Here is a 10,261-nt window from a genome sequence, read left to right on the forward strand (position 1 = left end):
TTATGGCCGTCGGGCCTTGCATGAGGGGAAAACATGACAATGCCGAGTGAGCGCACCCGCGCAATCATCCAAGCTCGCGAGTTTCTGGTCGACTTGTCTCGTGATAAGGCACTGCCTGAGGCCGTGCGCACGGAGGCGCATCGCCTGTTGCGTCATTACCCAACCGCCGATGAGGTGCTGCTTGCCGGGAAGGTGGAGGAGCAGCGCGAAGATGGCCTGCCGTGGGTTTTCCTGAGCTCCAGGATCGACTAGCCCTGTAACTCCGACACTGGAGGCAGGAGGGAAGCTGGATCGCAGCTCAGCAGGCTGGCGATGCGGTACAGCTTCTCGACGGTGATGTTCACCTCGCCACGCTCGATGCGTCCCATGTAGCTGCGGTCGATGCTGCAGGCCAGCGCCAGTGCATCCTGAGAAAGCCGACAGGCCTTTCTCTGCGTCCGGATGCGTGCCCCCAACGCTTTCGCCAACTGATTCATGACCGCCTCAACTGCATTTGAGGCAGCACTATCCTGCGTTTGCGGACGCATAGACCACGGACTATAATCCGCATTTCTCCGCTACGACCCCTTGGGGGCCTGTATGAAACCCGCCACGTTCATCCTCGACAGGCGCCTGTATGAGCTGCTTCAAGAGGAAGGGCGCTCACAGTTCACGACCCGAGAGCTGCGGGATGCCTATGCCCAGCGCCTGGGAGGCCTGACCTTCCGTCTTGGCGATGTGCGCCGCTATGTATACGAGCAGATCCGTCGCATGCTCCGCGCAGGTTGGCTCTTGCCTGATGAAGAGCGCCGCTCGCGTGGACAGGTCTACCACCTGCAACCGTTCCCGGAGAACCTGCAGCTGGAGCTGGTCGACGGTGGGTTCGAGAACAGCCTCAAGGCCGTGTGCGAGCCGGAGCCGTCAGTCCCCGAGCACGGAAGCGTGCCATCCAACCCTTCATCCGATGCGGAGCAGCATCTGGAAGTTCTTCTCAAGGAAATCCGGCTGGACTTCCTGTCGGCGATGGGCGAGGCGGAGCGCTACAAGCAGCTCCTCGATGACATGCCGCATCTGCGCGACAAGGTCGAAGGCGAGTACTTGGAGGCCAGAGATCGCAGCTCGCGGCTGCTGGGACACCTTCGCGCTGTCGAGAAGACGCTCAAGACGCTTGCCTCTACGCGATGACATCATCACTGCGAGACTGGCAGCGCCGCTGCATCGATACGGCGCTGGAGCACTTCCTTTCCTCGCCACACTTTTTCTGCCAAGCAACTCCGGGCGCAGGCAAGACGCGCATGGCTGCAGAACTGGCCCGCTGCCTGCTGGAACAAAGGAAGATCGATCTGGTGCTGTGCTTCGCACCGTCGTGCCAGGTCGTCGACGGCTTCCGCTCGACCTTCGCGGCGGTGCTCGGCAAGCGCCTAGATGGACTGCTCGGTGCTGTGGGGGCTGCGTATACCTATCAGGCCATGGATTACCGTGACGAGGCGTTCTGGCGGCTCCTCGACGACTACCGCGTATTCGCTGTCTTCGACGAGATTCATCATTGCGCCGGGCATGATCCGCTGCTGAGCAACGCCTGGGGACAGCAGATCCTGCAACGGATACAGGATCGCGCCGCTTTCACCTTGGCGTTGTCCGGCACGCCATGGCGCTCGGACGACCGAGCCATTGCCTTGGCCCGCTACTCGTCCCCCGAGGGACACCTGATCTGCGATTACCGCTATGGCCTGAGGGAGGCCATTGCCGACGGGGTGTGCCGCGCGCCCCGCATCGTCCTTCTCGATAACCAGAAGGTGAAGCTAACTGAAGAACTGGAGACCGAGAGCACCGTCAGGCTGTTCCCCAGCATCGCCAAGCTGCTTGGTGAATCCCCCGTCACCTTCGAAGAGCTGTTGCGCCATGACGAGGTGATCGACCAACTGCTCGGCCTGGGATGCGCCAAGCTGGATGAGCTTCGCCAGATCAAGCCGGATGCAGCCGGCCTGGTGGTCGCCACCGATATTGAGCACGCCCAGCAGATTGCCCAGGCTCTGGAAGCCAGAGGGGACGGTTGCCGCGTAGTGACCAACCGGACTCCGGATGCCCAACAGGTGATCAATGCGTTCAGGCGCAGCGACTGCCGCTGGATCGTCGCTGTTGGGATGATCAGCGAGGGTACGGATATCCCCCGCCTGCAGGTGTGCTGCTACCTCAGCCGCATCCGTACTGAGCTGCACTACCGGCAAGTCCTGGGGCGGGTGCTGCGGCGCATCGGTGCACCTGATGACCAGGCCTGGTTGTTCATGCTGGCGGAGCCCACATTGCGTAGCTTTGCCGAGCGGATTGCGGATGATCTGCCGGATGACTTGGCGGTGCTGAGCCAGGTGCAGATGGCCGCCGCCCCTTCTGGCTCGATGGCTGGTGGGATGGGGGCTGGCAGCGAGGCCGATGGTCGCAGTGGTGGCGAAGCTGGGCGGCCTCCAAGGGCTGGTGCGGCGGGCGGCTACTCTCTGGGGGATTTTTCTGCCGAGCCGAGCTATCAGGTCAGTTTTTCTCAGCACTACCGGCAGCTGCTGTTGGCTTGCTTTTGAGGAGGCGAGCGTCATCAATCGAACCTCGACGATCGCTTGTCAAGGCGTAAGGCTGTGCTATACAGTTCTTGTCAAAGGACTTGTCAAATGATGTAGAATCCTGCCCCTATTTGGGGTGGCGGAGGAATTGATCATGACTGAGCGCGAAGGGGTACTAGCAGGGGCACCACTAATCTATGTGTTCAGCGTGGTGAGATTTTCTCCCATTCTTAAGCTTCCCCAGCTCATTCCAGACATCCATCAGGCTATTCGGGATCGCCTTCCCGGGTTTTTCCAAATGGTCAAAAGCACGCAGCCTGGTATCGTGCAAGGGTCAGAACCGAATTCGTGGGCCTTCCTAGACCGTAATGCTGAGTACGCTTGCGTTCTGGGCATGGATCACCTGATCCTGCAAAGCACGAACTACTTGCATTTTGCCAACCATCTGGAGCTCTTTCGAGAGTGCTTGATGGCCTTGACAAAGCAGGCTGGCGGCCTCGACGTAGCTGGTATAGGGATGCGTTATGTCGACAAAATCGAACCACTAGATGGAGAGACTCTCGCAGATTATCTTCCAGATACGCTGCTACCTCTCAAGTGTGAGGTGCTCGCGGAGAGGGAGGCAAAAGCTCTACTGGGTGTGTCCACCACTACCTATCAGCTAGATCCTGAGTTCCTACACATCAGGTGCTGGCGTCAGACTGGTATGTGGATACCGGACGACTTGGCGGAACCAGCTATGGTCTTCGAGATCGCTAAGCAAACTCGGCAGCCTTCCAAGCCTTTCGGTCAACAACAGAGTGCGTTCGTGCCTGTTAGTGAAAATGGTGCGCTTCTAGATACCGACGCCTATTGGCCAATTCCTATGACTGAGAGGCTAGGCACTGAAGAAATCTGTGGCAGGCTCGATAAGCTGCATAAGACTGCTAATTTTGCTTTCAGGACCGTAGCTAAAGATCACGCCTTTGAGGTTTGGGGGAGGTCAAGATGACTACCATAATTACCGGGCAATGGGTAGGCCAGGCTGGTGGAGCCCCTACTGCATCTGCACTGAGATGGGAGAGTCCGGAAATCGCTCCTCGTGTTGCTACGAGCACGGTTAGTCCTGCAATGGCGTTGGCTTTTTCAGCCATGCTGGCAGTCATGACTGCAGCTACCCCAACCAGCGGAGGTGAGATCTCACCTCGGCTCATCGGCTCTGCAGGAATAAGCCCTTACAGCTTGACGGGGGGAGAGTGGACCGAGGTTGATACCAGTCGCCCCGACATTACCGATGAGGTGGCTCCGTACCTCATCGAAGAGCTTCGTAGCGAATACAAGTTGTCAGATAGCTCCATTGCCGAGATGTTCAATGTGTCTCGGCAGACAGTGTACAATTGGCGGACAGGAAAGACTGCGACTGGTTTTCCGGAGCGGCTTGGTGCTTTGACGGAAGCTCTCCGGCAGGTCAGGTCGGAAGACGTACCATATCTACAACGAGTGCTATTTTACCCTACCTCAGATGGGCGTCTCATTCAGGACACTCTCTCTGATAAGGCATGGGCTCAGGACGGTGCCGCCGGAGTCAATGGGGTGGTTGCTGAGCTAATAGGTAAAGCTCAGCAACTGCGTGAGAGGGATCTAAAGACCATAGCCAGGTTGGAGAAATCGGGCGGTTCTCATTCGGTTTGATACATGACTGACACACCTGGAGATGAGGTTGTAAAAGCAATCAGCGTTGCTGGTTGGCTGCAAGGAGATATCGTTTCAGGTGAAGGCTTGATGCCGCATATCCCTGCCGATGTGTTGGCATCCCAATTTGACGGAAAGGCTCCTGATTTCTGGGTGCTTGCGTCTCATTCTTGCACGGTGCATGCACGAATTTTCGATGACGCACCGTTGGTAGAGTGGGTGGCTATTAAGGTCAAGAAAAAGTCATATTTACCATATCTGAATGCTCTTAACCCTCGAACGTTGCAGCTTGAAATTGCTGCAAAACAAATCTTCGAGCTGAAAATCCATCGACGGGTGTGGACTAGCCGGGCAGTTCTCCCGACTCAGCATCGAAATGCGGCTGTCACGTTGAACGAGGATCAACGTCGAACTTTCTCCTTCTGGATGTCGCATGCCTACAACCGAATTGCTATGCCGGACACCTTGGTCGAGCGCCTGAAGGCGGAGATCGGTCATGATGGTATGCAAGGTATCGCCATGCTTGTGGACGAATTCTTGAAAAGGAATAACCACATGCTCGCTAGTGCTTGGGTTTCCTTTAACCCCAAGTGTGAGATCCAGGAGCCCGCAGAACCATATGAGGTTCTCTTCCGCTTCCTAACGAAGCGAGAGCACGCCCGCCAGGCCACAGAGCTGCAAGCTGAGCTAACCAACATGGTTGGTGTGAGTAGGCAGGTAAGCGAGGGATTAATCTTCGAAGGAGCGGAGGTCACGGTCCTCCAAGACTTCACAATGCTCGATGCCGAGGACTTCGTTCGCTATAACCAGCACGACTGGCTGAGCATTGGCGAAGAGGATGAGGCTCCCGCAGAAGGTGAAGACCCGGATTAGTCGAAGAGTCGCCTGCCAGTATGGTGATCATACTAGGAGCGGTAAGGCGTGGCTGGGCTTAGCTATCGAATTTGCTGAGTCCACAGCGTTATGGCCTTTAACATCGCGCTCGACTCGAAGCAGTTTATTCACTGTCGAAAGAGTGATCTGATCGGGGGAGCAGGTCCCCAACGAGGAGAAAGGTTCACTGCTTGGAAAGGTCGGAGCTATAGCCAAGCGTGCTACGTCTGGCTAGATGGCCACCATACCAGCCATTCCTTTTTGGTGACGCGTTAAATTTAAAGGGGTATCCGGATTAAGTGGTTGATGGGCCTTCCAGCCCCATCCAACCCTTAGTCCTTCCAGAAGGTTGATAGATCGACACCGAAGTTCTTCTCAGGCTCGGGGAGTCCCATGTTGTAGGTCATGGTGGCTCTGCCCAGAAACGGGGATTCCTTGACTTGTGGCGCCTTCTTCTTGTGCTTGGTGGTATAGTGCGGATTCCACGCCATTCGGACACTCAGCCCACACTGATCCGGACACCTGTTCCACGATCATTCGGACAGGCAGTCGGAGCGCAGCGACGCAGGGGTTGCATTGTTAATCTGAGGCGCCCGGCGCCGTCAATTTCTTCACCTGCTTTCTCATCGATTCGCACTTGTCACCCTCTCTTGCTGACGACCGGGTAGCAGGTCCAGCAGGGTGCGCTCTTCCAGATTGGTTAGGATGCAGCAGAGCCCTTGGCAGCAGTCGTGCATCAGGAACTTACAGCTGGCTCATGAAGGCGTGCCGCCTTATCAAGGCCCAGGACGCGCCTATTCCGGAAGTCAAGCATGCGATAGCGAAGACGCTAGGCGATTCAGCGGCGGCGGCTGCCTGGTTGATGTCGTATTTCCGCCCAAATAAAGAGGGCGACACCGAGGAAGATCCATACGTCCGCTAGGTTGAACGATGGCCAGTGCCACTGGGCATAGTGAAAATCGAGAAAATCCTCTACGTAGCCTAACCGCAAGCGATCTGCGACATTGCCCAACGCGCCGCCGAGGATCGCACTGAGGGCGAGCCGATAACTCAGTACGCGTGGTGAACGCCAAAGCCAGTACACCAGTAATATCGAGATAACCAGGGCCAGTCCGATGAAAAGCGGCTGCTGCCAACCGCCGACATCCGCGAGAAAGCTGAAGGCCGCCCCCGTATTGTGGCGGTGGACCCAATTGAAGAAGGGTGCGGCAGGCACGCTTTCACCATGCGCTAGCATGGTGCTGGCAAGGTACTTGCTCGCCTGATCGACAAACAGTAACAGGAGCGAGAGCCACAGCCAGCGCATCGCCTTTCCCGGCTCGTGGGCTTTCTCTGCGAGCCGACTGCCATAAGTAGACATATCCCCTTCCTCCTGACCCAATCTAGAATTTGCTCGCTGCTAAATAACAAGCGTCATGTACCCAACCGATGATGCCGACGAATTCGACGGAGCAGGAGCAGGCCGAGTCCGAGTGCGGTCAGGCCAAGAACAGGCCAATCCCGCCAGCGTACATAAGGGGGCGCGCCAGTTCGCGGTGTCACTTCGGCGCTGAGGGTGGCCACTTCGAACTGCGGAGCACGCTTGAGCACTTTGCCCTCATGATTGATGGCTGCTGTGATACCGGTGTTCGTGGCTCGAAGAAGGTCACGTCCGGTTTCGATGGCACGCATGCGGACCATCTGGAAGTGCTGGAGAGGGCCGATTGAGCTGCCGAACCAAGCATCGTTGCTGACATTCACCAGTAACTGCGCTTCGGGCAGAAGTTCCGTGACTTCAGCACCAAAGACCGCCTCGTAGCAGATGAGTGCTCCGACGGGCACACCCGCTGCGTTAAGGACGTGCGCTTCCCGTCCTGGTGTGAAATCGGACATAGGCGNNNCCCTACGGGCACCCCTGCTGCATTCAGGACGTGCGCTTCCCGTCCCGGTGTGAAGTCGGACATGGGCGCCCCGAGCACGTCGAGGGCCGACCCCAAAAGATCCCGAAACGGAACATATTCACCGAAGGGCACCAGGTGGCGTTTGTAGTAGAAGCCTGAGGGATCGGAGAGGCTTACCACGGCGTTGTAGGTACGGCCCTCCGCCTCGCGTACCGGGACGCCAATCATTAACGATGTGCCTGCCTGATCGGCTAACGCCTCAAGCTCAGCAAGATATGCTTTGGCCTGGTCATGCCACATCGGGATTGCCGCTTCTGGCCAGATCACGATATCGGCTCCGAGATGCTGCGCGGTAAGCGCCTGATAGCGCTCAAGTGTGATGTCCCGGTATCTCGGGTCCCATTTCTTGTCTTGCGCGATGTTTCCTTGCAAGAGGACGACATCGATCGGGTCAGCGGCTGGCTGCGTCCATTCACGATCCAGCAGTTGCAAGCCGGCGAGGGTAGCGACTAACACGGCACCGACTACCGCAGCACGGCGCAGGCTTGGCCCCTGGACAACCCAGGCAAGCCCGCCAGCGAGAAGTGCCACCAGTAAACTCACGCCAAGCACGCCAAAGACGGGAGCGATAGTGGCAAGTGTGGTGTCGGTCTGGCTGTAGCCAATGAAGAGCCAGGGAAAGCCGGTCAAGAACCAGGTGCGCATCCATTCACTCAGCACCCATGCCGCAGGTAGCCCTAGCCAGAGTGCCATTGCATCCATCTCAGGGCGCAGGCAGCGCACGAGGTACGCGACGCCCCATGGAAAGAGGGCGAGCAGCGAGACAAAGGCCGCCGTGACTAACACCGCCACCACGGGGCCATTGCCGTACTGGCTAATGCTGATAAAGACCCAGGAGACACCCACGCCGAAGTAGCCAAGGCCAAAGAGGTAGGCCGACCACAGCGCCTGACGCCTTGAAGACTGCGCGGTCAGGACAAAAAATGTTGCCAGAGCGATCACCGCAAGCCATGCCCAGCCCACAGGGGCAAAGGCAAGCGGCATGGCGCCTCCAGCAAGTAGAGCCATCCCCCCTGTCAGAAGCGGCTTATAGCGCACGCCCGTGTATAGGCTAGAGGGTAGCGCGCACTTATCACCCAATGCTCTCTCGCCTCCGAATCCAGGATCAACCCTGTGGCTCATGCTTTCTTGCTCCGCTTAATCAAGCTGCGTCAATTCATTCGGCCGGCTGGCCAGGGTGGCAAAGTGAATGTTTCTGGACTCGACTAGGTGCGCCGTAAGCTGGGAGCTGCTTCGTATTCGGCCAGCACGACAGTGGCTGTGTTGGGGAGCAGTACGTTAGCTTTGCGATACCACCCCTTCCAAGCCCGCTGATACCAGAACGAACAGGACGAAGCCGCCTATGAAAGCCAGCGGTGAGATGTGCGTATCGTCACCGCTCTCGTGAGCCTCGGAGACCATATCTTCGATGGCAGCGACCGTGAGAAGGCCTGCCGTGAACGTCAGTGCCGCTAGCTTAAATGCCTCCGTCTGGTTCCTGAGTACGAAGTAAGCAAAGACGGCTGCCGAGAGCACAGGAATCGCGAAGGAAGCAGAGAGCAGTATCCGCTTGCTACGAGGGATTCCTTTATCTTTCATGGTGGCGATCGTCGCAAAGCCCTCAGGAACATCGGCGAGAACCTGACCCGCCGCCAGGATTATCGCGACCGACGGTGAGACCGCCGACCCCGCCCCGATCAGGAGGCCATCGCTGAACAGGTCGATGGATACGGCGATATAGATCATCCAGACACTCGTCTGACCGCCTTCTCCCTGCTGGCCTTGTCGCTTCTGGAGACTCTCAACGAGCTTCTCGATACCTACGTAAGCAATGCCGCCCAGCGCGAAAGCGAGGGCGATTACCCAGGCTGAGAGGTTCTCTAGCACGCGCGGCATGATTTCAACCGCCACCACCGCAATGACGAGGCCGGCAGCGCCGTGAAGGGCGTAATTGAGACGGCGCCCGGTAGTTCGGGAGGCCTCCGCAGCGAGCCCACCACTAAAATTGCCTAAGGCGGGCAACAGCGCCAGGCCGAGTACCAGCCAGATACTATCCATCATCTTCCTTCCTTGGTTGATTCCTAGATACGCTACCTTGCTGGCTCCGAGCCTTCGCGCTATATGCTGTCGTTCAGGCCTAGCGCGCTTGTACAGCCACTTCGATCAAGTGTCCCAGGCATCGATAGCTGCGTACCGTGCAGCCTCACCCCTTGAGCGCCAGGATGCGCCGAGCGCCGTTGAGGACGATCAGGCCCACGATGGTACCGATAATCAGGTCAGGGTAGCTGGACCCCGTCCAGGCGACCAAGGCACCGGCGGCGATGACGCCCATGTTGATCACCACATCATTGGCCGAGAATATCCAGCTTGCCTTCATATGCGCGCCGCCTTCGCGGTGCTTGGATATCAACAGCAGGCAACCGGTATTGGCGATCAACGCGACGAAGGCGATCGCCATCATCATCAGCGATTCAGGCTCACTACCGAAAACAAAGCGTCGCACCACCTCGACGAGTACGCCGATAGCCAAAATCAGTTGCAGTACCCCTGCCAGATGCGCGGCACGTACCTGCATTTTCGCACTGCGCCCTACGGCATAGAGAGCCAGGCCATAGACGGCTGCATCGGCAAACATATCCAGGGAATCAGCGATCAGGCCGGTAGACTGGGCGATCAGGCCAGCAGTCATTTCCACCACGAACATGATCGCATTGATACCGAGCAACACGCGCAGAGTGCCTGACTCCTGCGTAGCAGAGACTGCCGAGCTCTTAGCGGCCTTGATCGTCTCTGGGTCGGCAATGACGGTTTCCTGAAGAGAGGCGCCTAGCCCCAAGGTCGCCAGTTTCGCGGTAATGGGCTCAGCCTCGCCGTCATGCACGACCTCCAATCGGCGGTTCGACAAGTCGAAGGACAGCGTTCGAATCTCATCAAAGCCGTTCAGCGCCAAGCGGATCATCCGTTCTTCTGAGGGACAATCCATCTTCGGCACAGCATACACGCTGACCCATTCCCCTGACGCTTCGGAGGAGACCGGCATATCGGTATCCGCTGCAGGCGTTGCATCGCAGCTACATGGGCCACCACAGGCTTTACTCACGATACGGCTCCAGTTAACCAACATAGATTGCTAGTATTAAAAACTATATAGCTACTATAAGGTCAATGGGACAGATGATCCGTTGAGGAGTAAGCCTGATGCGCATTGGTCAGTTAGCCCAGATAGCGGGTATCGACACGCAGACGATCCGCTTCTATGAGCAGCAG

The 10,261-nt window shown here is 57.7% G+C and carries 12 protein-coding genes; 6 read left to right on the forward strand and 6 right to left on the reverse strand.

Annotation, left to right across the window (positions count from 1 at the left end; genetic code table 11):
- Positions 1–33: 33 nt before the first annotated feature.
- Positions 34–252: a BPSL0761 family protein gene (locus MST27_RS20695; RefSeq protein WP_126624710.1), complete on the forward strand. Its 219-nt coding sequence runs from the start codon at positions 34–36 to the stop codon at positions 250–252.
- On the opposite strand, the gene MST27_RS20700 is transcribed toward MST27_RS20695, so the two are convergent.
- Complete coding sequence (locus tag MST27_RS20700) at positions 249–476, reverse strand: helix-turn-helix domain-containing protein (RefSeq protein ID WP_126624709.1); 228 nt, start codon at positions 474–476, stop codon at positions 249–251. The two genes, MST27_RS20695 and MST27_RS20700, sit on opposite strands and share 4 nt — an antisense overlap.
- 103 nt (positions 477–579) lie before the next feature.
- Between MST27_RS20700 and MST27_RS20705 the strand changes: the two genes are divergently transcribed.
- From MST27_RS20705 to MST27_RS20720, 4 genes are all read left to right on the forward strand, one after another.
- Positions 580–1,164, forward strand: a complete 585-nt coding sequence (locus MST27_RS20705; protein WP_126624708.1) for a hypothetical protein — start codon at positions 580–582, stop codon at positions 1,162–1,164.
- The gene (locus MST27_RS20710; RefSeq protein ID WP_243607793.1) at positions 1,161–2,552 is read left to right on the forward strand and encodes a DEAD/DEAH box helicase; all 1,392 of its coding nucleotides are present in this window, start codon (positions 1,161–1,163) and stop codon (positions 2,550–2,552) included. Before MST27_RS20705 ends, MST27_RS20710 begins: the two co-directional genes overlap by 4 nt.
- 133 nt (positions 2,553–2,685) lie before the next feature.
- Positions 2,686–3,522 (forward strand): TIGR04255 family protein, encoded by an 837-nt coding sequence (locus MST27_RS20715; RefSeq protein ID WP_031693807.1) that lies wholly within the window; start codon positions 2,686–2,688, stop codon positions 3,520–3,522.
- A 683-nt stretch (positions 3,523–4,205) separates the two neighbouring features.
- Positions 4,206–5,075, forward strand: coding sequence for a hypothetical protein (locus MST27_RS20720; RefSeq protein WP_031693806.1), 870 nt, complete (start codon positions 4,206–4,208; stop codon positions 5,073–5,075).
- An 838-nt stretch (positions 5,076–5,913) separates the two neighbouring features.
- On the opposite strand, the gene lspA is transcribed toward MST27_RS20720, so the two are convergent.
- The 5 genes from lspA to MST27_RS20745 form a co-directional block, all read right to left on the reverse strand.
- Complete coding sequence (gene lspA / locus MST27_RS20730; RefSeq protein WP_008930575.1) at positions 5,914–6,435, reverse strand: signal peptidase II; 522 nt, start codon at positions 6,433–6,435, stop codon at positions 5,914–5,916.
- Between the two features lie 53 nt (positions 6,436–6,488).
- Positions 6,489–6,896 (reverse strand): apolipoprotein N-acyltransferase, encoded by a 408-nt coding sequence (locus MST27_RS22470; protein ID WP_338052464.1) that lies wholly within the window; start codon positions 6,894–6,896, stop codon positions 6,489–6,491.
- Positions 6,812–8,137, reverse strand: coding sequence for an apolipoprotein N-acyltransferase (lnt, locus tag MST27_RS20735; RefSeq protein WP_476756136.1), 1,326 nt, complete (start codon positions 8,135–8,137; stop codon positions 6,812–6,814). Before lnt ends, MST27_RS22470 begins: the two co-directional genes overlap by 85 nt.
- Positions 8,138–8,293: 156 nt before the next feature.
- The gene (locus tag MST27_RS20740; protein WP_023294897.1) at positions 8,294–9,055 is read right to left on the reverse strand and encodes a ZIP family metal transporter; all 762 of its coding nucleotides are present in this window, start codon (positions 9,053–9,055) and stop codon (positions 8,294–8,296) included.
- Between the two features lie 142 nt (positions 9,056–9,197).
- Positions 9,198–10,094, reverse strand: coding sequence for a cation efflux transmembrane domain-containing protein (locus tag MST27_RS20745; RefSeq protein WP_031693306.1), 897 nt, complete (start codon positions 10,092–10,094; stop codon positions 9,198–9,200).
- A 98-nt stretch (positions 10,095–10,192) separates the two neighbouring features.
- On the opposite strand from MST27_RS20745, the gene MST27_RS20750 reads away from it, so the two are divergent.
- Positions 10,193–10,261 (forward strand): MerR family DNA-binding transcriptional regulator (locus MST27_RS20750; RefSeq protein ID WP_243607794.1); only part of this gene is annotated, 69 nt, incomplete at its 3' end.

Source organism: Stutzerimonas marianensis (assembly GCF_022810315.1).
In the GTDB taxonomy this organism is placed as follows: Bacteria; Pseudomonadota; Gammaproteobacteria; order Pseudomonadales; family Pseudomonadaceae; genus Stutzerimonas; species Stutzerimonas marianensis.